This is a genomic window from Chitinophaga sp. SVR4-12A (assembly GCF_056754765.1).
Window position 1 is genome coordinate 315,554 of record NZ_JBPGWP010000002.1, and the last position, 24,478, is coordinate 340,031.

Genomic DNA, 24,478 nt, shown 5'->3' on the forward strand with positions numbered 1-24,478 from the left:
AATGCAGCAGGCAAAGCCTCGTATTATATTGCTCAATTCCGTGTTGCTGCCCGGCTATCCTTCCGGGTCTGCTATCAGTTATTATGACGGGAAGTTTTACCTGGTAGGAGATGATGCCCGCAACATCGCCGTGCTTGACCGGGATTACCGGGAAGCAGGCGATATCCCGCTTTTTGAGCACCCGGAAAAGCGGATCCCCAAGGCACAGAAAACTGATTTTGAGACAGCTGTAATAATGGATATACAGCGGCAAGCGCATTTGCTGGCCATCGGGTCTGCTTCCCGCAAAGAAAGGGAACAGGTGATGCTGGTCCCTTTGCAGCGGTCCGATGGCCATCTTTCAAGATTTGATACCGCTGTATTTACAGAACGCCTGAGAAGCGCCGGCATCAAAGAAGTAAATATTGAAGGAGCAACGCTCGCAGGAGAGCAGCTGATACTGGCCAACCGTGGGAATAATACCTATCCTGAGAATCATCTCATTATTACCGGGAAAGATTACTGGCTCCGGCAAAGTGATGTTCCGCTTTCCGTACTGCCACTAGTGTTGACAGCGGATATGAACGGTTTCCTGGGCGTTTCAGAATTGTGTTACGAGCCATTATCCGATACTTTACTGTTTACGCTCAGCAGCGAGGCTACCGCTAACGCCTACGACGATGGAGCTATCGGCGACAGCTACATTGCCTGGGTGAATAACATCAGCCAAAAGATAAAACAAACCGGTTTAGCCCTGGATGCTTTGATCAACCTGCCGCAAGTTGATACTGCTTTTAAAGGTGAGAAGATCGAAGGCATTTGTATAGAAACAACACAGCCCAATGAGCTACTCCTCCACCTGGTGGCAGATAATGACAAAGGCCAGAGCCGCCTGTTCCGCCTTAAACTGATGATGGACACATTATAGCTGCCGTACCATTGGCGGATGTTCTACCGGCATTACCACTATCGGGTATTTCTCGATAGTGACATTGCTGGGGTCTAGCCCAAAGTTCACAGACTCCTTCACGCTTAATAGCTTAAGCGTGAAATAACTCTTCATCACGATATTATTCCAGAAAGACATTTCATTCTCAAAAGAAAGGAAGGAATCCATCACCAGGAAGCGCAGATCGCCGATGGTGCTTTCCTGGTAACATTGCTCATATCTTTCAGACACGTCCACTTCACCCGTCTTTACCAGCTCCTTCACCACCAGCCTGAAATAATAATCGATACGCGGTTCTATGCGGAAGCCCAGGTTAAACGTAACAAAGTAAACATCATTTTTTACGATGGTGTCTACATGATAGCTGAGCGCATAAGGCTCATCCAGTACGTTTACATGTACAAACCAGTAGACGTCTGCCCGTTTGGGAGACCTGGACAGGATAGAATCGATCGCTGTTTTTTCTATGTTCCGGGTGCTACCCAGGCCAGTGAGGTACACCAGGTTGGTAGCGTATTTAGAGATCTTTTCGTCTGCGCTCAGCTGCTTCAATAAAGGGATATAATTACTTACCGGCACCAGTTTTACCAGTCCTTTTTTGATCTTTCTTCCCTTATACCAAATAAACATGATCCCGAACAATGCAGCGCCTATGATCAGCGTGATCCAGCCCCCTTCTTTTACTTTCTGCAGGTTGGCCGCCAGGAAAGACAGCTCGATTACCAGGAACAGGCCGGTTACCAAGACCACCCAGGCCCAATGCACTCTTTTGGCGTGCAGGTAAAAGTTGATCAGGATGGTGCTCATCAGCATGGTTAGGGTTACGCTCAGTCCAAAGGCGGCTTCCATGCGGGTAGATTCGCGGAAATGCAGCACCATGCCCACACAACCCGCCATCAGCAACCAGTTGATAAAAGGGATATAGATCTGCCCTTTCATATTGCCTGGAAATAATACCCGGTGACGCGGCCAGATGTCCAGGCGGATGGCTTCATTGATCAAAGTAAAGCAGCCGCTGATCAGCGCCTGGCTGGCAATAATGGTAGCCAGTGTGGCGATGATAAGAGAAGGCATGTAAATAGCATCCGGCACAATATGATAAAAGGGACTTACATTACCCAGCTGCTCACCGGTGTGCTGCAACAGCCAGGCGGTCTGGCCCGCATAGCTCAGGATCAGCGTCAGCTTTACATAGATCCAGCTTATCCGGATGTTATTTCTGCCGCAATGGCCCATATCGCTGTACAGCGCTTCTGCACCCGTAGTACAAAGGAAGATGCTGCCCAGCAGCCAGAAATGCGATGGTGAATCGCTGAGCATGATGTAAGCATATTTCGGGTTCAGCGCTTTCAGCACACCGGGATAATGGCTCATGGCCATGAGCCCCAGTACGCCGATGAAAGTGAACCATATCAGCATCACCGGACCAAAGATCTTACCGATCTTGTCTGTACCAAACTGCTGGAAAACGAATAACCCGATCAGGATCGCGATAATAATAGGAACGGTCTCAATATGCGGGTTCACCTTTTGCAGGCCTTCTATGGCAGAGGCCACGGATATAGGCGGTGTAATGATCCCATCCGCCATAAGGAAAGCTGCGCCTGCCATGGCAGGGAACAGCAGCCAGCGGCCCCAGTACCGGCGTATCAGCGCGTATAGAGAAAGGATACCGCCCTCTCCCTTATTATCAGCCTGCAGCGTGATGATCACATATTTAAGGGTGGTCTGGAAAAAGAGTGTCCAGAAGATAGCAGACAGGGAACCCAGGGCTACATCTTCCGTAATGACCCTGCCATGAAAAACAGCATTCAAGGTGTATAGGGGAGAGGTACCGATGTCTCCGAATACGATGCCGATAGCAATCAGAATACCGGCGGCAGTAATTTGCTTGTGAAAAGAGCCTGGCGAGTGTGCGTTCATCTAGCGTTAAGATGTGTTGTATCTTGGCGTTAAATTAATAGATTTAATGGAATTAATGCCTCATCCATATGAAATATTATCTTGTGATGCTCCTGCTGATCATTGTTGGCCCTGTACGTTCCCAGCAAAAAGAAAGGGCGCGCGACCTGGGCATCCCTTTCGAAGGGCAGCCCGGTGCTTATAATGCCATTACAGACGTAGCCGGCGTAGAAGTAGGCTACAGCACTATCGTAAAAGGCGACGGCGCCAGGGCAGTACGTACAGGCGTTACCGCTATACTGCCGAGAGGTAACCGCCATAATCCTGTATATGCAGCCTGGTATACGCTGAATGGTAATGGCGAGATGACCGGCACCACCTGGCTGGAAGAATCCGGTTTCCTGGAAACGCCGGTGATGATCACCAATACCAATAGTGTGGGCCTTACCAGGGATGCGGTGCTGAAATGGGTGGCCACCCGCAAATGGTTTAAAGAGAATGAGCTGTGGTGGGGACTGCCCGTAGTGGCAGAAACCTACGACGGTATGCTGAATGATATACTGGGCTTCCACGTAAAGGAGGAACATGTATTTGCCGCGTTGGACAGCGCTAAAAGCGGCCCCATTGCAGAGGGCAATGTAGGCGGCGGCACCGGCATGATGTGCCTGGGCTTTAAAGGCGGCACAGGCACCGCTTCAAGAATAGTGAACATTGCCGGGAAAAAGTATACCGTCGGCGCCCTGGTACAGTCCAACTTCGGTGCTAAAAAAGACCTGACCATTACAGGCGTGCCGGTAGGCAAATTACTAAGGGATACTTTACCTTACCGCTTTTACGGCGGACCGGATAATTACACGCCTGGCACGGGCTCTATCATTGTGGTGATCGCAACGGATGCACCTTTGCTGCCACACCAGTTAAAACGTATAGCCCAGCGCGTGCCTATTGGCATTGGGCTCACAGGAGGGAAGGGCCATAATACCTCCGGCGATATCTTCCTGGCGTTTTCTACGGCTAATGAAAAAGCCTATGTCGCAGATAGTGTAAGTACGGTACAGCAATTACCCAATGAATGGATAGACCCCTTGTTCGAGGCTACCATTCAAAGCACGGAAGAGGCGATCATCAACGCCATGACGGCTGCACAAACCATGGAAGGCATCTATGGAAACACAGCATACGCCTTGCCACATGACAGGGTGAAGGCATTCATGAAGGAATATATTAAGGAGATCCCTAAAAAAGAATTAAAGCCGGATGCCACTATCCGCCCGCCGCAGGAGCTGCTGGATGCCTACAGCGGCGTATATACAAATACCCTGGCCAGGCCGGTGATCGTTAGCAGCAAAGATGGTAAGCTGCTTTGGGCCAGGGATAAAACGGCTGTTCCCAGGGAATTGCTCCCGGTAAGTAAAGATGTATTTATGTTAAAAGGCGACTTTGCCAGGATCGTGTTTAACCGCGAAAAACAGGAAGTCACCATCGCAAGCGGCACAATGGAAATGGTATATAAAAAGAACGTGAAATGAGCATATTGCTTGGATCTTATTTAATAATATTGACGCTGTTGGTCATCGTAGCTGTAGTCAGCGTTCGGGCGCGGAAACTGACCCTCGGCGGCGGGATCACTGCTGTATTCACCGGCCTCCTGGTATTTGCGGGTACCGGTCACGCCGGTATCATATTGCTGGCAGCCTTTTTTATCCTGGGTACGCTGGCCACCTCCCATCGTAAAGAGTTGAAAGCAAGACTGCAGCCGGAAGGGGTGCATCCCGAAGCACGAAACGCCGGACAGGTACTGGCCAATGGCGGTATGGCTGCGCTGCTGTCCCTGCTGGCATTAATTAACCCGGCCGCTACAGCTACCTATACCATGATGCTGGCCGCCAGCCTGGCAGCTGCCACTGCCGACACCTTGTCTTCTGAACTGGGCATGGTATACGGCCGTAATACCTACAACATCCTCACTTTTAAGAAGGAGCCCCGCGGACTGGATGGCGTTGTTAGCCTGGAAGGAACATTGCTGGGCGCTGCAGGCGCTTTGCTGATAGCGCTGATCCACGCGGCCATTGCTGGTGTTGGAACAGCCGTCCTTTTTATCACCCTGGCCGGGATCCTGGGCAACCTGGCAGATTCCTTGCTGGGGGCTTCGCTGGAGCGAAAGCATTATATCGGCAATGATGGGGTAAATTTCCTGAACACGCTCACTGGCGCGCTGCTGGCTTTGATGTTTAGTCACCGGCTATAGTTGTAAGTTGTCAGTTGTAAGTTGTCAGTTGTAAGTTGTAAGTTATCAGGTAGTTAGGCTTAGGTCTTACCTTTCACCTGACAACTGACGACGTACAACTGACAACTGTCCCTATTTAGAGGATTTGTGAAAAAAGATCAAAAATTGTGGATATATTTTAAGAATTTTGCTGTTACCTTTTAAATTATGAAAAATGAGTAAAGCACCCGCTACATTATTTGACAAAGTATGGGATTCCCACGTGGTCAGGAAGATAGAAGACGGTCCTGATGTGTTCTTTATCGACAGGCATTTTATTCATGAAGTGACCAGCCCGGTGGCATTCCTGGGACTGGAGAACCGGGGACTGAAAGTGATGTTCTCCGAAAAAACATTTGCTACAGCAGATCATAATACACCGACTATAAACCAGCACCTGCCCGTGCAGGATCCGCTTTCTGCCAACCAGCTGAAAGCGCTGGAAACCAATTCTGCCAAATATGGCATCTCCCACTGGGGCCTGGGTAATCCCAAGAACGGTATCGTGCACGTGGTAGGCCCCGAGAACGGGATCACCCTGCCGGGGATGACCATCGTTTGCGGCGACTCTCACACCTCCACCCACGGCGCTTTTGGCGCTATCGCATTCGGTATAGGCACTTCTGAAGTGGAAATGGTGCTTTCCTCTCAATGTATCATGCAGCCTAAGCCGAAGAAAATGCGTATCAAGGTGAACGGCAAACTGGGTAAGGGCGTGCTGCCCAAAGACGTGGTGCTTTACATCATCTCAAAGCTGACCGCAGCAGGCGCTACCGGTTACTTTATCGAGTTTGCAGGTGAAGTATTCGAGAACATGAGCATGGAAGGCCGTATGACCGTTTGTAACATGAGCATCGAGATGGGCGCCCGCGGCGGTATGATCGCCCCTGACGAAACCACCTTTGCTTATATCAAAGGCAGGGAGAAAGCACCCAAAGGCGAAGCCTGGGACAAAGCACTGGCTTACTGGAAAACATTGAAAACAGAAGAAGGCGCTGTATTTGATATGGAATACGAATACAACGCCGCCGATATTGAGCCCATGATCACCTACGGTACCAACCCGGGCATGGGTATGGGCATTACTAAACATATCCCTGTTGCTGCAGAAGCTGGCGGCAGCAAGGCCAGCTATGAAAAGTCGCTCAATTACATGGGCTTCCATGAGCAGGACGAGATGCTGGGTAAAAAAGTGGATTACGTATTTATCGGCAGCTGTACCAACGGCCGCATCGAAGATTTCCGTGCCTTTGCCTCCATCGTAAAAGGCCGTAAAAAAGCGGATCACGTAACAGCATGGATCGTTCCCGGATCACATATCGTAGAACAGCAGATCAGGGATGAAGGCATCCTGGACATCCTCACCGAAGCCGGCTTCCAGCTGCGCCAGCCCGGATGTTCTGCCTGCCTGGCCATGAATGACGATAAGATCCCTGCCGGTAAATATGCCGTGAGCACCAGCAACCGCAACTTTGAAGGCAGACAGGGGCCCGGCGCAAGAACTTTGCTGGCCAGCCCGCTGGTAGCTGCTGCAGCCGCCGTAACAGGGGTGGTAACTGACCCCAGGGCGCTGATGGCGGAGTAATTCACTTTTTAAAATTATAAACGATACTATACAAAAATGGCTTACGATAAATTCACTATACTGAGGAGCACTGCGGTACCTATGCCTATCGAGAACGTGGATACCGACCAGATCATTCCTGCCCGTTTTTTGAAAGCAACCGAACGTAAAGGATTTGGCGATAACCTGTTCCGCGACTGGCGTTACGAGTCAGATGGCAGCCCTAAAAAAGACTTCGTGCTGAACAATCCCATCTACTCCGGCAAGATCCTGGTAGGCGGTAAGAACTTCGGCAGCGGCAGCAGCCGTGAGCACGCGGCCTGGGCCATCTACGACTACGGTTTCCGTTGCGTGGTGTCCAGCTTCTTTGCAGACATCTTCAAGAACAACTCCCTGAACATCGGCATCCTGCCCGTACAGATCAGCGCCGAGTTCCTCGACAAGATCTTCACCGCTATAGAAGCAGATCCCAAGGCAGAACTGGAAGTGAACCTCGAAGCGCAGCGCATTACCATCCTGGCTACAGGAGAAAGCGAATCCTTTGAGATCAACGGCTACAAAAAACATAACCTGATGAACGGTTATGATGATATCGACTATCTGCAGGCGATGAAATCAGATATCCAGGCATTCGCTGCAAAGAGCATCTATTAATAACACCCCCCGAAGTATTATGTCCGTGGCACAGAGATATGTAGAGATAATGGATACCACCCTTCGCGACGGTGAGCAGACCAATGGCGTGTCTTTCTCACCTTCCGAAAAATTGACCATTGCCCAGCTGTTGTTGACCGAAGTAAAGGTAGACCGCATTGAAGTGGCTTCTGCCCGCGTTTCCGATGGTGAATTAGCTGCAGTAAAGGCCATTACCAAATGGGCAAAGGCCAATGGGCTCCTGAACAGGGTAGAGGTGCTGACATTTGTGGACGGGGATGTTTCTGTACAATGGATGCAGCAGGCGGGCGCCAAGGTAATGAACCTGCTCACCAAAGGTTCTCTCAATCACCTTACTCACCAGCTGAAGAAAAAGCCGGAACAGCATTTCGGGGACGTTGCCGCCGTGCTGGCGCTGGCAAAGAAAAAGGGACTGGAATGTAATATCTACCTGGAAGACTGGAGCAATGGTATGCGCCATTCCCGGGACTATGTTTTCCAGTTCCTCGATTTCTTACAGCAGCAGCCCGTAAAAAGGGTGATGCTGCCAGACACTTTAGGCGTACTGGTGCCATCAGAAGCATATGAGTATATCTCTGCTATCGTAGCACGCTATCCTAAAACACACTTTGATTTTCATGCGCACAACGATTACGACCTGGGCACCGCCAACGTGCTGGAAGGCGTAAAAGCCGGTGCGCATGGCATCCATCTTACCATCAACGGGATGGGAGAAAGGGCCGGTAACGCGCCCCTGGCCAGCGCCATAGCTGTATTGAACGATTTCATGCCCGAGGTGAAGACCGCTGTGGCAGAAGCGTCTTTATACAGCGTAAGCAAACTGGTGGAAACTTTCTCCGGCTTCCGCATACCGGTGAACAAACCGGTGGTGGGCGAGAATGTGTTCACGCAAACAGCCGGCATCCATGCAGATGGCGACAAAAAGAACAAGCTTTACTTCAGTGACCTGATGCCCGAACGCTTCGGGCGTCAGCGCAAATATGCCCTGGGTAAAACCAGCGGCAAAGCCAATATAGAAAACAACCTGCAGCAGCTGGGCATCCAACTCTCAGATACCGACCTGAAAAAGGTGACCCAGCGCATCATCGAGCTGGGCGACCGCAAAGAAGTGGTTACACAGGCCGATCTGCCCTATATCATCTCTGATATACTGGACAGTAATACCATCTCTGAAAAGGTGCGCATAGAAAACTATGTGCTCACTCATTCAAAGAACCTGAAGCCTTCCGTAACACTGCGCATCTCCGTAAACGGAGAGGTGTTTGAAGAGCATTCCCAGGGCGACGGACAATACGACGCTTTCATGAATGCGCTGAAGAAAGTGTACAAGAAACGGAAGCAGGACCTGCCCGGGCTTACAGACTACGCTGTGCGGATCCCTCCCGGCGGTAAGAGCGACGCCCTGTGTGAAACAGTGATTACCTGGAGCTATAATAACCGGGAGTTCAAAACCAGGGGGCTCGATAGCGATCAGACGGTATCCGCCATCAAGGCAACGCAAAAAATGCTGAACCTGATATAACAGGGGCAAGTGCATACATTTTTTTTATTTCAACAAACAACAGCATGGCAAGCAAACACATTTTAATTGTTCCAGGCGATGGAATAGGGCAGGAAGTGACTGCAGTGGGCAAGCAGGTATTGGATAAGATAGCCGCTAAATTCGGTCATACCTTCACGTATGATGAAGCGCTGATCGGGCACGTGGCCATTGAAGCAACCGGCAACCCTTTGCCCGACGAATCATTGGAGAAGATGCGCAAATCAGACGCCGTACTCTTTGGCGCGGTAGGCCATCCCAAATATGATAATGACCCAAGCGCCAAAGTAAGGCCGGAACAAGGCCTGCTGAAAATGCGCAAAGAACTGGGCCTGTATGCCAACCTGCGTCCCATCAAGCTGTTTGATGAGCTGCTGGGCGCTTCCAGCATCAAGCCGGAAATTCTGAAAGGCGCAGACATCCTCTTCTTCCGTGAACTGACCGGCGATATCTACTTCGGCGAAAAAGGCAGGAAGAACGATGGCGATACTGCTTTTGATATTGCAGAATACAGCCGCTTTGAAGTTGAGCGCATTGCCCGCAAAGCATTCGAAGCCGCCAGAACGCGCAGGAAAAAGCTCTGCTCTGTAGACAAAGCAAACGTAATAGAAACATCCAGGCTGTGGAGGGAAGTAGTGCAGAAAGTAGCGCTGGAATACCCGGATGTTGAAGTAGAGCACCAGTTTGTAGACGCTACCGCCATGCTGCTGATCAAAGACCCGCGCCGTTTTGACGTGGTGGTAACAGCTAATCTCTTCGGCGATATCCTCACCGATGAAGCTTCCCAGATAGCCGGTTCTATGGGTATGCTGGCCTCCGCTTCCATCGGCGATGGTACAGGCGTGTACGAACCTATCCATGGTTCTGCACACGATATCACCGGTAAAGGAGTAGCCAACCCGCTGGCTTCTATTCTTTCTGCTGCGCTGCTGCTGGATATTTCTTTTGGCATGAAAGCTGAATCAGAAGCGGTGATCAATGCGGTAGATAAAGTGCTGAAGGCTGGTTTCCGCACCAGGGATATTGCAGATCAGTCTACCCCTGCAGATAAGATCCTGGGTACTGAGGCGATTGGCGCAGAGGTTTTGAAATTTCTCTAGGCTTTATTTTAGACTTACAATTGTTATAGAAGCGTTGCCTGCGGGTAACGCTTTTACTTTTTAGGTACGGTCCCATAACTTACTGCTCACTACCTGCTGCAGCACATGCTCCCGGTAATTCCGGCTGATAGGGATACGGTAAGATTGTATGAAGATTTCGTTGCCTTCAATACTATCTATCTTATCGATGGCTACGATGTAGGATTTGTGCACGCGGATGAAGGAGCGGCTGTCCAGGTTTTCCTCCAGGTCCTTCAGGTTCAGCAGCGTCATGTACTTGCTTTTATGCGTGTAGATGGTTACATAGTTCTGCTGGCCTTGTATATAGAGGATGTCGGAAAAATAGATCTTCTCGTATTTGTTCCCGCATTTGATAAAGAAGTAGCCTGCAGCCGTTTTATCGTTTGCTGCTTTGGTGATCAGCTGGTGATAGTCTTTCGCTTTGTTGGCTGCTTTAAAGAAGCGATCAAAGGTAATAGGCTTCAGCAGGTAATCCAGTACATTCAGCTGGAAGCTTTCCAGCGCATAGCTGGGGAATGCCGTGGTGATGATCACCATGGGCGGTTTGGGCGTGATCTTCAGGTATTCGATGCCGTCCATTTTAGGCATCTGGATGTCCAGGAAGATCAGGTCTACCGGCTGCCTGTCCAGCAGCTGCACCAGCTCTACCGGGTTCACGCAGGTGCCGCTGAGCTGCAGGAAATCGATCTCCTTTACATAGTTCGCCATTCCTTCCCTGGCTAATGGCTCATCGTCTATAATTACACAGTTTAACATGGTATAAGCTTTAAATCAGGCCAGCGCTGCCGCGGGCGGCGCCATCACGAGTTCAGACAGCTGCAGCTGCAGTGTAACGGCAAAGCGGTGATGATCATGTTGTATATCCAGCTGGTATTGTCCGGGATAGATCAGGTCCAGCCTGCGTTGTACATTAGGCAGGCCTATCCCTCCATAGCTCACCACATCTTTATGTGCGGCAGCCGCTGTGCTGTTGATGATCTCGAAATGCAGCAGCTGTTCATTCAGTTCCAGTGAGATCTTGATCCGGTTGGTCCGGTCGCTGTCGGTAGATACGTGCTTAAAGGCATTCTCCACAAAGGTCATGAGTATAAACGGCGCAATGCCCAGGTGACTGTTGTATTGCAGCGCTGCCTGGAAATCCACTTCAATGTCATCGTTGCGCCGCAGCTTTTCCAGTTCAATAAAATTTTCCAGGTAAGCGATCTCTTTGCTTAAAGGGATCTGGATATCATTGCATTCATACAGCTGGTAGCGCAGCAGTTCTGAGAACTTGGCCAGTGAGGCCGAAGCCATATCAGGGTTCTTATGAATGAGGAAAAATATAGAGTTGATGGTATTGAACAGGAAGTGCGGGTTGAACTGGTACTTCAGGAATTGCAGCTCTGTTTCCAGTTTCTCTTTTTCCAAAAGCTGCTGTCTTCTTTTGGTCTGGATCCAATTCTTGCTCAATTTGATGCTCATGGCCAGGGTCATGCTGGCCACGGTAGAAGGGAGCGCATTACCAAAGAAGCCGAAGAAGCAGGCATCCTTACCGTAGACTTCCTGCACGGTACCATGAGACAGCAGGGCAACCGCATAGTATCCCGGAACGATCAGCAAAGCGCCGCAGAGGATGGTGATCAGCAGGGTGATGATATACAGCGTGAACCGGTTCTTTTCCAGGTAACGGGGCATCAGGAAATACAGGTTGAAATAAACGGTGATGGCCTGGAAAACAACATAAAAGCCGTATTTGACAGCCCCTACGGAGAACAATATGGAATCTGCCGCCTTCAGGGGATTGCCCAGGGCTACCGTCCACCACAGGTAATGGTAAAGGCACCAGAAAGGGATATGATAAAGCTTATACTTAAACAGCCAGTTTTGGGTGGTTCTCTCCATACGACCAGTATCTTGCTTAAAATAAGCAAATTTTCTGCTATATGGCTGGGCTGATACACGAATAGCAGCAAATAATTGATAAGCTGCGTTACTTTACATGGCTCATACCTGAAAGGCTGATCAGCTTCCCTACATCATAAATGAATATTTTTCTGCCTTTCGTATCCAGTATACCTTCCTCTTTGAACTCTTTCAGGAAGCGTACTACATTTTCCTTGCCCGTACCTGTCATACTGCCCAGGTCACTCCGGGAGATCTCCAGTACTACCGGGCCTCCCGGCGAGGCGCCCTCTTTGAATTTTTCCCGCAGCACGATGAGGGCGATGGCCAGCCTTTCTTTTACAGACCTGTGTGCAAATACAGAAATACTATTGGACAGAACGGTGAACTCATGGCTCAGCATTTTAAGCAGCCGTTGTGAAAGCACGGGTGATTGCGCCAGTGTTTCCAGGAAATCCTCTTTGGGTATGAAGGCCACCTCGCTGGCCTCCAGGGTGGCGGCGGAGTCCGGATAGCGTCCTTCGTCCAGTATGGCGTGGTAGCCAATCAGTTCTCCTGAATTGGCTACGTAAATGATCTGTTCCTTCCCGTCCCGGTCGGCCAGGTATTTTTTTACTTTTCCCTTTTTAATGAAAAATATGCCTGAGGGCATGGTCCCTTCACGGAAAAGTACGGTTCCCTTATCGTATTGCTGGATGCTCATGTGGGCGCAAAGGCGATGGTAATCTTCTGCGGGAAGGGTCGTCAGAATGGACTGCGACTTAAAATTCCATTTATCTATCGGAAAGATGCCGGCTATGCTCATATTGCAAATGCTAATAGTGGCCTTTGGGAAATTGATTTTCTGCAGTTTTTTAATTGAAAAATTGCAGCGCGTTCTATGATAATCAAAGGTAGCTTTGTAGCATGAAAATATCAACACCAGGCTGCTATACTTCTGACAGTGCCTTCGACTGGCTGTACCCTGAGCAGATCCAGCGGCTGTCAAGACGGCACTGGACACCTATGGGAGTGGCTAAGAAGGCGGCAGCCTTCCTGGCGGAGGAGCCGGGAAAGAAGATCCTGGATATCGGCAGCGGAGTCGGTAAATTTTGCCTGATTGGTGCGCATTTCTATCCTGAAGTATCATTTTACGGCATTGAACAGCGCCAGGATCTCTGTAATTATGCCAGCGCAGCAAAAGAAGCCACCCAGACCATGAATGCCACATTCCTGTACGGCAATTTCACACAGCTGAAGCTGGATGAGTACGACCACTTCTATTTTTATAACGCCTTTTACGAAAACCTGGATGACAACGACCGGATCGATCGTAAGATCGATTATTCCACCAGCCTGTATCACTACTACTGCCGTTACCTGTACAAGGCCCTGCTCAATAAACCAGGCGGCACCCGGCTGGTCACCTTCCACAGCCTGGAAGATGAGATACCGCCTGGTTTTCAGCTGGTAGACGCATCGACAGATTTCCTTTTAAAAATGTGGATCAAACCTTAAAGGAGCTATGCTACGTCACCGGGGCCAAAGAAGAACGTATCGCCATAATCTGCAGCTGGCAGTGCTGTTGTGCCTGACTGCCGGCATGGTAAACGGGGCAGGTTTCCTGGCGTTTGCAGTGCTTACCACCAACGTGACCGGCCATGCCGCCCTTTTAGCCCAGCAGCTGGCCATCGGCCAATGGCGGGCAGCACGTATGGTAATATTGTGGTTATTGCTTTTCCTGGCGGGCGCTTTCTTTACCAGCTTCCTGATCGCTAAGGCCGGGCGGAATAAAACATATGCGTATACACTGCCCATGAGCATCGAAGTACTGATCTTGCTGCAGGCTGGCGCTTTTGGGTATACATTCGACCATTCAATTGCCCGCACAGAATATTTTGCAGGTGGTCTGCTCTTTGCCATGGGGATGCAGAACGCCCTGGTGTCGGTGATCTCCGGGTCTGTTGTACGCACCACACATCTAACCGGTATGTTCACAGACCTTGGCATCGAGCTGTATGCTGCCTTATCAGCAGGCTCCCAGCACAGGCAGGGGATCAAAAAGAAGATCACCCTGCGGCTGGTGATCATCGCTTCCTTTCTGACGGGTGGGATAGCCGGCGCCTATGCATTCTTAAGAATGGCCTGCCATGCTTTTTATATACCCGCCGCAATACTGGTGATCGCCATGTGCTATGATGCTTTCCGTATAAGGTTTCGCCGTATCCTTACCTTGGTATCACCCCACGCTTCCTGAAGTCGTCAAAAATGCCCATGAACATACTCTCCGTCTCCACGTATTCATGGAAACCGGCCCTGCGGGCCTTGGAGCCATCCGCGAACATGTCATAATCCCAGGAAAATACAAAGTCGCCAAAACCCCAGGAAGACACTTCCCCATAGCTGTGCTGCAGGCCGTATTTAGCCATCATGCTGTTCCACAGGGGCTCTTTGTCTGCCATTACCGTGTTCAGCGACATAGGCAGGGGCGGCGCCACTTCCAGCTCAAAATAGGCGGCTATTTTAGGCCAAAGCTCATTCCAGCGGAACAGATCGCCGTTATTGATATTATACGCCTGGTTGGCGCTGCGCGGATCAGTGGCGGCCCACACCGTTGCCTTGGCCAGCAGCCCGGCATCGGTCATTTCCAGCAGCTTGTCATAAGCCCCGGGCTTCCCGGGAAAGCGCAGCGGCAGTTTCAGCTCTTTGGAGATAGACGCATATACGGCGATCACCATCGCCAGGTTCATGGGATTACCAAGGGCAAAGCCGCCTACCACAGAAGGGCGTATGGCAGACCAGGTCCATTGCTTGCCCTGCTGGCGCTCTTCCAGGAACTCCTGCTGGTCTACATTGAACTCGGGCGGCATATGACCGGCGTCTGATTCCCTTGCAGGCGTTTTAAAGGGCCCCAGGTGGGCGCCATACACTTTATATCCCTGCATCAGGCTGATGTGCTGCAGGTTAACAGCTACCGCTTCTACGACCTCCGTTACGTTCACCAGCATAGCCAGGTTGGGAGGCACCAGTTCGGCCCAGCTGGGTCGGTCCTGGTAAGCGGCATAAAAAATATGTGTCACTTCCTTGAATGCAGGAGAGATTTGCCGCAGGCTCTCAGGGTCCAGCAGGTCTGCGGCCAGCTGTTGTACCTTGCCGCCTGAAACGCCGCCCCTGCGGGAAAGGCCGATGATCTCCCAGCCTTCCAGTGTCTGCAGGTGATCGATGAGATTTCTTCCTATTACGCCCTGTGCACCCACTACCAGGGCCACTTTCTTGTCTTTTGTACTTGTTTCCATTGCGGTGATTTTGATAGAACAAAGCTACCGGCATCCCCCTGCTGAATGTTTGTATATTTACAAGGATAATTGGTATTATTCGGGGAATGAAGCGGTATATCCAACATGAGTTTTTAAAGATCTCGCATTTTGCTACCCGCGAGTGGCAGCATCCTGTTCACAACCACAATCATTTTGAGATCATCTTTGTGCACAGGGGTAAAGGGGCGCATTGCCTTTCAGGCATCCACTATCCTTATAAGGAGAAGAGCATGTTCCTGCTTGGGCCCAGCGATTTTCATCATTTTGAGGTGCAGGAGGAAACCCTGTTCACTTTCCTGAAATTCTCAGAAGTATACCTGAACGGTATCGGGCAAACGGAGCTGCATACCCGCTGGAACCTGAATATGGATCAATTGCTGACCCGCCTGCGCAGCAACAATCATCCCCTGCTGGCCACGGAAGAGGAAGCGGAGCGTGCCTGCCGTATTGTTAACTTCATCGTGGAAGAATGGAAAACCACCGGCGATGAGACCAATGAAACGATCTTCTTCCTCATACAGGCGCTGCTCTCCGTTATTTACCGCAACATCGCCACACCGGTCCTGCCCGGTAATAAAAAACATTCTGAAAAAATTACGGCAATCATCAACTATATTCATCATCATATTTATTCACCGGAGCAGGTGCACTTAGAGCACCTCGCTGCCACTTTCGGTTATTCCAGGAATTACCTGGGAGCTTTTTTCAAGGAACAGACAGGAGTGCCGCTGCGCGATTATATTAATGAATACAAGCTCCACCTGGTGGAGAACCATTTGAATTTCAGCTCGCTTTCCCTGAAGGAGATCAGCCATACGCTGGGCTTTACAGATATCAGTCACCTGAATAAATTCTTTAAAAGCCACCGGGGTATCAGCCCTTCCGCCTTCAGGAAACAGCTTCAAAATCTATAGCCATGGTCCATACTATTTCCCGCAGGCATTTCCTTTCTATGGCGCCGGCCATGCTTTGTACTGCTGCCTGGTTAAAAGCAGCCTCAAAAGAGGAAGGCATTATCATGACGGTTACCGGTCCGGTGAGCCCGGCCGACCTGGGCCCCATCCTACCGCATGAGCATGTGCTGGTAGATTTTATCGGCGCCGCTAAGATCACACCCAAACGGTACAACGAAGCAGAAGTATACAAGGTGATCTTGCCTTATCTCACTTCGCTGCGGCAAACAGGCTGCCGTTGTATGATGGAATGCACGCCGGATTTCCTGGGCCGTAACGTACGCCTGCTGCAAAAGCTTTCCGTCGCATCACGCATGAAGATCGTTACCAACACCGGCCTGTACGGCGCGGGCGCTCATAAATACCTGCCTGCCTACGCGCAGCGGGAAACAGCCGCCCAGCTGGCGGCACGCTGGATAGGGGAGTGGAAGAACGGCATCGGCAATACCGGCATTAAACCGGGCTTCATTAAAAGCGGGGTAGACAAAGGCCCTTTAACGCCCTTACAGCGTAAACTGGTGGAAGCTGCAGGCCTTACCTGGAAACAAAGCGGACTGCCCATCTGCATACACACCGGCGATGGGGTAGCCGCTGTAGAAGAAACAGAAATACTGAAAAGCATGGGCGTACCTTTACGCTCCTACATCTGGATCCATGCACAGAATGAAACCAACCCCGAGATCCACGAAAAGCTGGCCGCCGCAGGGGCCTGGATCTCCTTCGATGGATTAAATAAGGATGTGGCAGAAGACTACATCAACCGCCTTACCCGCCTGAAAAATGCCGGCTTTTTAGACCAGGTGCTGCTCTCTCATGATGCAGGCTGGTACAACGTAGGACAAAAAGGCGGCGGTACCTTCCGCGATTACAATTACCTGCTGGGAACTTTTGTGCACCTGCTGCCCAAACACGGTTTTACGGCCATGGAGATACGAAAACTCACCGTAGAGAATCCTGCTAAGGCGTTTACTATTAAAAGCTAGTTTACTCCATCGCCGTCAACCTCCTCCTATTGCGTATTGCCTTGCATCGTCGGGTCCTCATCGCCGTCTACCCCATCCCCGTCATTGCTTCGTCGCCCCACACACAGCGCTTTACTGTTCTTCGCAATGACGGGAATGGGAACCCGGCGAGGCAAGGTAATATGCAATGACGGGACTGAAGACCACTCCATCGCAATCCGCGAAACCCCGTATCCTTAACTATAATTTAATCCTTCCTTAACTCCCTGTTCATACGCTAATCCTATCCTTACGCCACTTAAAACCTAATGCGAACAATCGTATGAAATTCAAACTGATGTTGCCCCTGGTGGCACTTACCATGCTTGCGTCCTGCTCCAAAGACGATGATCATAATCCCGGCAAAGATGAAGACCCTTCCACTTTCTCGGAGATCGGTTCCCTGGACATCGGCGAAGCAACCGCCGCTGAGATCAGCGCCTATGATCCATTCACCAAACGGCTCTTCGTTGTAAACAATGGCGACGCCATTAACACCATTGACGTAATAGACATGGCCGATCCTGCAAAGATGAGCAAGATCTCTTCCATCCCCCTCAGCGGCGGCGCAGTGAACAGCCTGTCTGTACACGATAAGCAACTGGCGGCTGCCATCGAAGCGCTCAACAAACAGGAGCCCGGCAAGGTAACCATCTACAACACCAGCGACTATTCAGTAGTGAAAACAGTGACAGTGGGCGCCCTGCCGGATATGATCACCTACAGTCCTGACGGGAACTATATCCTTACCGCCAACGAGGGTGAGCCCAGCGTCGACTATGCCAATGATCCCGTAGGTTCTGTTTCGGTGATCAGCGTAAAAGACAATTACGCCGTTACCAATATAGATTTCAGCAGCTTCGCCGGCCAGCAGGCCGACCTGCAGCAGAAAGGCTTACGGGTATTCGGCCCCAGGGCTTCTTTCGCGCAGGATATGGAACCGGAGTACATTACCATTTCACCCGATTCCAAAACCGCCTGGGTCACCTTACAGGAGAATAATGCGATCGCTAAGATCGACCTTAGCTCCAAAACAGCTACCAACATCTTCCCCCTGGGCTTTAAGAACTATAATGATGACGCCAACGCAGTAGACCTTTCCGATAAGGATGGTGGCATCACCTTTAAGAAAGCACCTGTAAAAGGCATCTACCAGCCGGATGCTATTGCCGTGCTGCAACAGGGTTCCACTCCCTTCCTGTTCACCGTGAACGAAGGTGATGTACGCGAATACGATGCTTTTAAAGAAGCTGACCGTATTAAGAACATCGCCCTTGATCCCGCTGTTTTCACCGATGCTGCTACCTTAAAGCAGGATGCACAGCTGGGCCGCCTCAACATCACCAAAACCCTGGGCGATGCTAACGGCGACGGGCTCTACGAAACGCTCTATTCTTTCGGCGCCCGCTCTTTCAGCGTATGGAACGGTAACACCGGCGCACAGATCTATGATAGCAGGAACGAGCTGGAAGTAAAATGCAAAGACGCCGGTTTATATGATGATAACCGCAGCGACGATAAAGGTGTAGAGCCCGAAGGCATTGCCCTTGGCCTTATAGGTAAAAAGAACATCGCCTTTGTTGGTATGGAAAGGTCTGACGCCGTAGCCGTATATGATGTTTCCAATCCCGGCGCTCCTGTTTTCCTGCAATTGCTCAAAACCGGTGATGCGCCCGAAGGCGTGCTGTTCGTATCTGCTAAAGATAGTCCTACCAAAAAGAGCCTGCTGATCGTAAGCAGTGAAGATGATGGGGTAGTGAAAGTGTTTACGCCAGCAAGCCGATAGCTTTGGAATGGGCCACCGCTTCCCTGCTGTGCGCAAAGTAACAGCAATGGATACCGGCGCGTTCTATCTCCTGTATCTTCAGGCGCGTGGCCCGTTCATTCTTCTTTTCTATTTGCCGGATATATACACAAAAGATCCTGTCTTTAAAGTGCGCCACCAGTGAAGCGTAGATATTCGGATCTTCCTGGGTATCATCCCCCAGCAGCACAAATACCTGCTTCGGGTAAGCTTCCAGTAAACGCGCAATACGCATGAACTTGGTGGCATGCTTGTTCTGTCCTGTTTTAAACACTTCCTTCAATCGCTTGATCTGTCCTAAAAGGTAAATGCCGTCCGGCATCTCGTGGTTCTTACAGAAGCGCCTGATATAGTTATATAAATTCCATTCACTGCTGGAAACATAGAAGAAGGGATTCCTGGTATTTTCCGGCGCATGTGCGGCAGCCAGCAGCTGGTAATGATGCACTACACCGTCAAATGGTTTGCGGCTGTCCGCATTCTTGGTCAGTATCACATACAGCCGCTTCCTGACATTAGATGAATGTGAGATCAGGAAAGTATCATCAATATCCGACACAAATGCGAACTGGTTGCTGAAAGGTATGAACACGCTGCCTTCGGTAAAGTTCAGTACTTCTTTCGTCAAAGGGTCCAGCAGCTCAATACGGACAATATGCCAGCCGGGAGATAATGATCTTCCCGGGGTCCATTCAAAGCGGAAAAACCCGTCTGTTTCCGTGGTATAATAGTACTCCATCCCGTCCCATTCCATCTTCACAATAGCAGCCGGGAAAGGCCTTACCATAAACAGGCGCAGCAGGGCCAGTATATTGATAAATGCATTCCGGTGAAACCTTTTACGTGGCAGTGGGCTGAGCAATAAGGCATGACCAAATAATATACAGTGTTCCGCATTGCCATAGCCATTATAGGCTCTTACCACCGGTGTATTCCGCAGCTTCAGCCACTCCAGCACTTTACGCTTTATTTTCAGGATAAAAGATGTTTTAGTCCTGTCAGGCATGCTTTTTAGAGCTTATCTATCCAACTAATATACCATAATTGAAATGGGAGACAACACAAATGTGAAGCTGTTATTTGTCATTAATCCGGCCTCGGGCAGGAAAGGTGATGTAAACTGGCAGGAGGTCATCGGGAATTATTTCTCGCAGCTTCCACATATTGTTTACTATTTCATATTGGAAGGTAAACATGGTGCGGATGAATTGGAACAATATATCAAAAGTATACAACCCCACCGGGTAATAGCAGTAGGAGGGGATGGCACCGTATCCCTGGTATCAAAGCTGGTGATGCATACTTCCATGGCCATGGGTATTATTCCTGCCGGGTCTGCCAATGGAATGGCCAAAGAGCTGGATATTCCCGCCACTCCTGCAGATGCACTGGATGTGGTGGTAAATGGAAAGGTACACCGCTGTGACCTCATCGGTATCAACGACAGGGATGTTTGTCTGCACCTCAGTGATATTGGCCTCAATGCACGGCTCATCAAATACTTCGAGGAAACCCCGCTGCGGGGCAAGCTGGGATATGCCCGCGTATTGTTCAAGACCTTATCCAGGAGAGAACAGGTGCAGGTATTGATCCGCACAGAGAAAGAAGAGGTCCTTGAAACCGCTTTTATGGTGGTATTGGCCAATGCCAGTAAGTACGGTACCGGGGCGGTTATCAACCCCCTGGGAACCATCAGCGACGGATATTTTGAAGTGGTGATCGTAAAGAAGCTGGCCATTTCTGAGCTGCTGAAAATGTTATTTAAAAAGCAGCGTTTCGACCCGGAGAAGATCCAATGCTTCCGGGCCAGGGAAGTGAATATTACCACGGCCAGAAGAGTGCACTTCCAGATAGACGGGGAGTATAAAGGAAAAGTGTATAGCGTGAAAGCAAAGATCCTGCCCGGGCAGATCAATATCATCTTACCGCAATAAGCGCCCGCTCACAGCTTTCAGGTACAGGGTCATAGATCCGGCTTCCGTACGCACCCAATCCCGGTACTCAGCGATAGCCGCCAGCCTTAATGCATCTGTAATGTAATTATCCCTCAACAGCTGCATCCCCCTTGTTTCCGCTACCTTGGCCCATATGTCGAGGTCTGCTTCAAACTCCGGGCTGCCTTTTAATGCCGTTTCTGAATGGTCTGTGATGGTGATGTCAGACAGGCTCGCTTGCCGGAAGATGGCCTCCAGGTGATCGGCGATCTGGTTATCCATGCCCGCATCCGCTCTCCACTGCAGAAAAGCTTTATAGAACTGCTGCATGCTTTGCGGGATGCCTGGTTCCCACCGGATCTTTTCATGATTGTAATCCAGTATGGTCAGACAACCGCCAGGGGCCAGCAGCTGTTTCATCTTCGAAATAAGTTGTGCAGGGTTATCTACCCACTGTAATACACGGGCAGATGTGATCACATTAAATGGCTTCTCTGGCTGATAGGTATTGATATCCGCTACTTCAAAACGGATGTTATCTATGTGGGCGTAATTTGCCTGGGCCTGGGCAATGAGGTCATGGCTGGTATCAATCCCGGTAATCTGTCCGCCCGGCCCGCTCAGCTCCGCAATCCCTGCGGTAATGCTTCCTGAGCCGCAGCCTACATCCAGTACGGAATCCCCGGGTTTTACAATGTCCAGCAAATTGCTATTGGAATGATAGACGGTCCTTCTGTCAAGTACTGCGTTGGTGCCCTTAGGCATGCTGGCTCTTCTGGATGCTTCGCTCATATCGTGGTTGTTTGAATTTTTTCCTGATCAGGTGCCCCTTCCAGAGCCATAAGCCGCTCAATACTACGGTGGGCAACATTACAAATCTTACCAGGGCAGCTGCAACAGGTATCGTGGAAACCGGCCCATAAATATAACCAAGAATCGGAATGCTGAGAATAATATGCATCCAGCGGATGATCTTTCTTTCTGTAGCTGCTTTCATATGACCATGATTGTTATAGCCCAAAACTAGGGGAAAGCAGCGCCACAAAAGGGGCCACGTATATTTCCCGGGGAAGAGTGCCGACGAAAAAGGGAAGAATATCGAAGCTATTCCTCGAAACGCTTCAGCAGATCGTCCAGCTCTTTCCGGCTCAGGTCCAGGTGCAGCCCTTCTGTGCTCAGCACATTCTTTTCGCGCAGCTGCCTGATGGTACGGTTAAAGCTCCGGATGGTGATGGCCAGGTAATCCGCCATATCCTTTTTGGAGAAGAACACCTGCTGCTCTTCCTGCAGCATCAGGAGCCGCAGCAGGCCATATTCAACGGGGTATACCTGCTGGTAGGAGGCCCGTATACAGGTCTGGTCTATCCGGGTGGCCAGCTCCTCCAGCAGCATCCCGTTCAGCTCTGCATCATTGCGCAGCAGCTGCAGGAACAGTTCCCGGGGAATGGTATAGGCCGTCACGGGAGTGATGGTTTCCACATTACATAGACAGCTGGTCTTGCGGATGGCTTCCAGCTCCCCGGTGATCTCGCCCTTACCCAGGAACTCAAAGATGATATCCTTGCCGTTTTCTTCCGTACGGTAAGCCTTGGTGATACCGTCGCTGATAATATATACGTAGCGGATGTTTTCCCCCTGTTTGATAAACCTGGTGCCCGGTTCAAATGATTGGAGGACGATACCCTCGCCCCGCTCCCCGGAGGCCAGGCGTTCTATATAAGACAGGAAAACCGGATTAGTTCGAAGCATATGACGGATTGGGACAAATGTCCCGTTTTTATTCAGGACGTGTACTTAATTTCACATCACTTAAAAGATAAAAATAAGGATGTTTGATAACATTAAGGTAATCTGCTTCGATGCAGATGATACGCTATGGGTGAACGAGCCCTACTTCCGTGAGGCGGAAGAACAATTCTGCAGCCTGCTGGAAGACTATCTCCCACGCCACAGCGCATCACAGGAATTGTATAAAACAGAGATGGCCAACCTGGCCCTGTATGGCTACGGCATCAAATCCGTTATCCTCAGTATGATCGAGACCGTGCTGCGGGTAACAGAGAACACCGCTCCCCCGGAGATCTTGTTTAAAGTGATCCAGTACGGACAGGAGCTGCTGAACAAGCCCATTGAACTGCTGGATGGGGTAGAGACCGTACTGCAGTCCCTTTACGGTAAATACAGGCTGGTAGTGGCCACCAAAGGAGATCTGCTGGACCAGGAACGTAAGCTGAAGAAATCAGGATTGGAGCATTACTTCCATCACATTGAGATCATGAGCGACAAAAAGGAGAAAGATTATCAGAAGCTGCTGAAGCACCTGGACTGCAGTCCCGGCGAGTTCCTGATGATCGGCAACTCGCTGAAGTCAGATGTATTGCCCGTGTTGGCATTGGAAGGTCATGCCGTACATATTCCCTACCACATCACCTGGGAACATGAACGCATCGATCATACCATCGAGCATCCGCAGTTCTTCCAGTTTGAAGCTATTTCAGACATCCTGCCTCATTTACTGACATGAAACAGCTACTTGACATGAACAGCTGGTCCCGTAAGGACCACTTCGCATTCTTCAGCCGTTTTGAAGAACCTTTCTTCGGCATTTGTGTAGATATAGACTGCACCATCGCCTACCGGCGGGCCAGGAATAAAGACACTTCCTTTTTCCTGTACTACCTGCATAAATCGCTTACCGCGGCCAACCAGACCACGCCGTTCCGTTACCGTATCATCGATGGTGAAGTATGGGAGTACGACAAGATCAATGCATCGCCCACCATCAGCCGCCCGGATAATACGTTCGGCTTCTCCTATATGGACTACTACGAAGATTATAAGGAGTTTGAAGCGGCCGCCCGCAAAGAGATAGAGAGGGTGAGGAACAGTCCCGGACTGGACCCCGCCACCTCCGGCGAGAACGTCATCCATTTTTCTTCCCTGCCATGGGTGAGCTTTACAGGCCTTTCCCATGCACGCTGCTTTTCATTTAACGACAGCTGCCCCAAGATCTCTTTTGGTAAGATCAAAGAAACAGGATGCAGGATGATCATGCCGGTATCCGTCCATGTGCATCACGCACTGATGGACGGATATCATGCCGCACAGTTCATCAACAGTTTCCAGGAATTAATGGATAACTAGAAGTCCCTGTTAAAACGTACATACGTTGTTAAAGACGATCCGCAACCGCAGCTCACTACATTCACTATAATAATGTTGCCGGTAGGAAGCGACAGGCTGCCTTCAAACATCTGGCAGTTGTTGGCGTTGGTCCCGGTATAGCTCAGCACAATCAAGGTAGGTGAAGCCGAGCTGCCAGACTCCTTCACATAGGCATGCGCTACAGTACATGCTGCGCTGGTTTCCACGCAGTAGTACTTGCCGCTGGAAGCGTCATAGTAATTGCAGCTGTAGTCGGCGCCCTTCTTAGGCGAAGGCTTTTCAGCAGCGATACTGTTGCTAACATAAAACAGGCAGATAAAGGCGCATAAAACACTGAGGAGAAGGGATCTTTTCATAGCTTTCTGATTTTGGGTTTTGGAATTTGGTTTTTGGGTTCTGGAATTTCACTCTGGGTTTCTATAAGGGAAGATAATGAAATTTAATAAAA

The 24,478-nt window shown here is 50.2% G+C and carries 25 protein-coding genes; 15 read left to right on the forward strand and 10 right to left on the reverse strand.

The window, feature by feature from the left end:
• Position 1 precedes the first annotated feature (1 nt).
• Positions 2-907: a DUF6929 family protein gene (locus tag ACR9Y8_RS27600; RefSeq protein ID WP_481216524.1), complete on the forward strand. Its 906-nt coding sequence runs from the start codon at positions 2-4 to the stop codon at positions 905-907.
• Here the strand turns inward: ACR9Y8_RS27600 and ACR9Y8_RS27605 are convergent.
• Positions 902-2,851, reverse strand: a complete 1,950-nt coding sequence (locus tag ACR9Y8_RS27605; RefSeq protein WP_481216525.1) for a KUP/HAK/KT family potassium transporter — start codon at positions 2,849-2,851, stop codon at positions 902-904. The two genes, ACR9Y8_RS27600 and ACR9Y8_RS27605, sit on opposite strands and share 6 nt — an antisense overlap.
• Positions 2,852-2,919: 68 nt before the next feature.
• Here ACR9Y8_RS27605 and ACR9Y8_RS27610 point away from each other — a divergent pair, with 68 nt between their 5' ends.
• The 6 genes from ACR9Y8_RS27610 (at position 2,920) to leuB (ending at position 9,975) form a co-directional block, all read left to right on the forward strand.
• On the forward strand, positions 2,920-4,359 hold the full coding sequence (locus tag ACR9Y8_RS27610; protein ID WP_481216526.1) for a DmpA family aminopeptidase: 1,440 nt from the start codon (positions 2,920-2,922) through the stop codon (positions 4,357-4,359).
• A complete protein-coding gene (locus tag ACR9Y8_RS27615; RefSeq protein WP_481216527.1) occupies positions 4,356-5,078 on the forward strand; it encodes a DUF92 domain-containing protein in 723 nt (240 codons plus the stop codon). Before ACR9Y8_RS27610 ends, ACR9Y8_RS27615 begins: the two co-directional genes overlap by 4 nt.
• Before the next feature lie 193 nt (positions 5,079-5,271).
• Entirely contained in the window at positions 5,272-6,681 is a 1,410-nt protein-coding gene (gene leuC, locus ACR9Y8_RS27620) for a 3-isopropylmalate dehydratase large subunit (protein WP_481216528.1), read from the forward strand.
• Between the two features lie 36 nt (positions 6,682-6,717).
• Positions 6,718-7,314 carry a 3-isopropylmalate dehydratase small subunit gene (gene leuD / locus ACR9Y8_RS27625; RefSeq protein ID WP_481216529.1) on the forward strand — a complete coding sequence of 199 codons (597 nt, stop codon included), beginning with the start codon at positions 6,718-6,720 and terminating at the stop codon, positions 7,312-7,314.
• A gap of 19 nt (positions 7,315-7,333) precedes the next feature.
• Positions 7,334-8,857, forward strand: coding sequence for an alpha-isopropylmalate synthase regulatory domain-containing protein (locus ACR9Y8_RS27630; RefSeq protein WP_481216530.1), 1,524 nt, complete (start codon positions 7,334-7,336; stop codon positions 8,855-8,857).
• Between the two features lie 44 nt (positions 8,858-8,901).
• Positions 8,902-9,975, forward strand: coding sequence for a 3-isopropylmalate dehydrogenase (leuB, locus tag ACR9Y8_RS27635; protein ID WP_481216531.1), 1,074 nt, complete (start codon positions 8,902-8,904; stop codon positions 9,973-9,975).
• 60 nt (positions 9,976-10,035) lie between these two features.
• Here the strand turns inward: leuB and ACR9Y8_RS27640 are convergent, their stop codons facing one another.
• The 3 genes from ACR9Y8_RS27640 to ACR9Y8_RS27650 form a co-directional block, all read right to left on the reverse strand.
• A complete protein-coding gene (locus ACR9Y8_RS27640) occupies positions 10,036-10,752 on the reverse strand; it encodes a LytR/AlgR family response regulator transcription factor (protein ID WP_481216532.1) in 717 nt (238 codons plus the stop codon).
• 15 nt (positions 10,753-10,767) lie between these two features.
• On the reverse strand, positions 10,768-11,877 hold the full coding sequence (locus tag ACR9Y8_RS27645; RefSeq protein ID WP_481216533.1) for a sensor histidine kinase: 1,110 nt from the start codon (positions 11,875-11,877) through the stop codon (positions 10,768-10,770).
• An 88-nt stretch (positions 11,878-11,965) separates the two neighbouring features.
• Positions 11,966-12,682, reverse strand: coding sequence for a Crp/Fnr family transcriptional regulator (locus ACR9Y8_RS27650; RefSeq protein ID WP_481216534.1), 717 nt, complete (start codon positions 12,680-12,682; stop codon positions 11,966-11,968).
• A gap of 101 nt (positions 12,683-12,783) precedes the next feature.
• Here ACR9Y8_RS27650 and ACR9Y8_RS27655 point away from each other — a divergent pair, with 101 nt between their 5' ends.
• Both ACR9Y8_RS27655 and ACR9Y8_RS27660 read left to right on the forward strand, forming a co-directional pair.
• On the forward strand, positions 12,784-13,374 hold the full coding sequence (locus ACR9Y8_RS27655; protein ID WP_481216535.1) for a methyltransferase domain-containing protein: 591 nt from the start codon (positions 12,784-12,786) through the stop codon (positions 13,372-13,374).
• A gap of 7 nt (positions 13,375-13,381) precedes the next feature.
• Positions 13,382-14,113: a YoaK family protein gene (locus ACR9Y8_RS27660; RefSeq protein WP_481216536.1), complete on the forward strand. Its 732-nt coding sequence runs from the start codon at positions 13,382-13,384 to the stop codon at positions 14,111-14,113.
• Here the strand turns inward: ACR9Y8_RS27660 and ACR9Y8_RS27665 are convergent.
• Entirely contained in the window at positions 14,085-15,152 is a 1,068-nt protein-coding gene (locus ACR9Y8_RS27665; RefSeq protein WP_481216537.1) for an SDR family oxidoreductase, read from the reverse strand. The two genes, ACR9Y8_RS27660 and ACR9Y8_RS27665, sit on opposite strands and share 29 nt — an antisense overlap.
• Positions 15,153-15,238: 86 nt before the next feature.
• On the opposite strand from ACR9Y8_RS27665, the gene ACR9Y8_RS27670 reads away from it, so the two are divergent.
• The 3 genes from ACR9Y8_RS27670 to ACR9Y8_RS27680 all read left to right on the forward strand — a co-directional run bounded on the left by ACR9Y8_RS27670 (position 15,239) and on the right by ACR9Y8_RS27680 (position 18,913).
• Entirely contained in the window at positions 15,239-16,087 is an 849-nt protein-coding gene (locus tag ACR9Y8_RS27670; protein ID WP_481216538.1) for a helix-turn-helix domain-containing protein, read from the forward strand.
• A gap of 2 nt (positions 16,088-16,089) precedes the next feature.
• Positions 16,090-17,109 (forward strand): phosphotriesterase family protein, encoded by a 1,020-nt coding sequence (locus ACR9Y8_RS27675; RefSeq protein WP_481216539.1) that lies wholly within the window; start codon positions 16,090-16,092, stop codon positions 17,107-17,109.
• A 301-nt stretch (positions 17,110-17,410) separates the two neighbouring features.
• Entirely contained in the window at positions 17,411-18,913 is a 1,503-nt protein-coding gene (locus ACR9Y8_RS27680) for a choice-of-anchor I family protein (protein ID WP_481216540.1), read from the forward strand.
• Here the strand turns inward: ACR9Y8_RS27680 and ACR9Y8_RS27685 are convergent.
• Positions 18,894-19,937, reverse strand: a complete 1,044-nt coding sequence (locus tag ACR9Y8_RS27685; RefSeq protein ID WP_481216541.1) for an App1 family protein — start codon at positions 19,935-19,937, stop codon at positions 18,894-18,896. The two genes, ACR9Y8_RS27680 and ACR9Y8_RS27685, sit on opposite strands and share 20 nt — an antisense overlap.
• A gap of 43 nt (positions 19,938-19,980) precedes the next feature.
• On the opposite strand from ACR9Y8_RS27685, the gene ACR9Y8_RS27690 reads away from it, so the two are divergent.
• On the forward strand, positions 19,981-20,865 hold the full coding sequence (locus tag ACR9Y8_RS27690; protein WP_481216542.1) for a diacylglycerol/lipid kinase family protein: 885 nt from the start codon (positions 19,981-19,983) through the stop codon (positions 20,863-20,865).
• Here the strand turns inward: ACR9Y8_RS27690 and ACR9Y8_RS27695 are convergent.
• The 3 genes from ACR9Y8_RS27695 to ACR9Y8_RS27705 form a co-directional block, all read right to left on the reverse strand.
• A complete protein-coding gene (locus ACR9Y8_RS27695) occupies positions 20,854-21,657 on the reverse strand; it encodes a class I SAM-dependent methyltransferase (protein ID WP_481216543.1) in 804 nt (267 codons plus the stop codon). The two genes, ACR9Y8_RS27690 and ACR9Y8_RS27695, sit on opposite strands and share 12 nt — an antisense overlap.
• The gene (locus ACR9Y8_RS27700) at positions 21,623-21,862 is read right to left on the reverse strand and encodes a hypothetical protein (protein WP_481216544.1); all 240 of its coding nucleotides are present in this window, start codon (positions 21,860-21,862) and stop codon (positions 21,623-21,625) included. Before ACR9Y8_RS27700 ends, ACR9Y8_RS27695 begins: the two co-directional genes overlap by 35 nt.
• 107 nt (positions 21,863-21,969) lie before the next feature.
• The gene (locus ACR9Y8_RS27705; RefSeq protein ID WP_481216545.1) at positions 21,970-22,614 is read right to left on the reverse strand and encodes a Crp/Fnr family transcriptional regulator; all 645 of its coding nucleotides are present in this window, start codon (positions 22,612-22,614) and stop codon (positions 21,970-21,972) included.
• A gap of 79 nt (positions 22,615-22,693) precedes the next feature.
• On the opposite strand from ACR9Y8_RS27705, the gene ACR9Y8_RS27710 reads away from it, so the two are divergent.
• The gene (locus ACR9Y8_RS27710) at positions 22,694-23,389 is read left to right on the forward strand and encodes an HAD family hydrolase (RefSeq protein WP_481216546.1); all 696 of its coding nucleotides are present in this window, start codon (positions 22,694-22,696) and stop codon (positions 23,387-23,389) included.
• Positions 23,386-24,009 (forward strand): CatA-like O-acetyltransferase, encoded by a 624-nt coding sequence (locus ACR9Y8_RS27715; protein WP_481216547.1) that lies wholly within the window; start codon positions 23,386-23,388, stop codon positions 24,007-24,009. Before ACR9Y8_RS27710 ends, ACR9Y8_RS27715 begins: the two co-directional genes overlap by 4 nt.
• On the opposite strand, the gene ACR9Y8_RS27720 is transcribed toward ACR9Y8_RS27715, so the two are convergent.
• Complete coding sequence (locus ACR9Y8_RS27720; RefSeq protein ID WP_481216548.1) at positions 24,006-24,386, reverse strand: hypothetical protein; 381 nt, start codon at positions 24,384-24,386, stop codon at positions 24,006-24,008. The genes ACR9Y8_RS27715 and ACR9Y8_RS27720 overlap by 4 nt on opposite strands.
• Between the last annotated feature and the right edge of the window lie 92 nt (positions 24,387-24,478).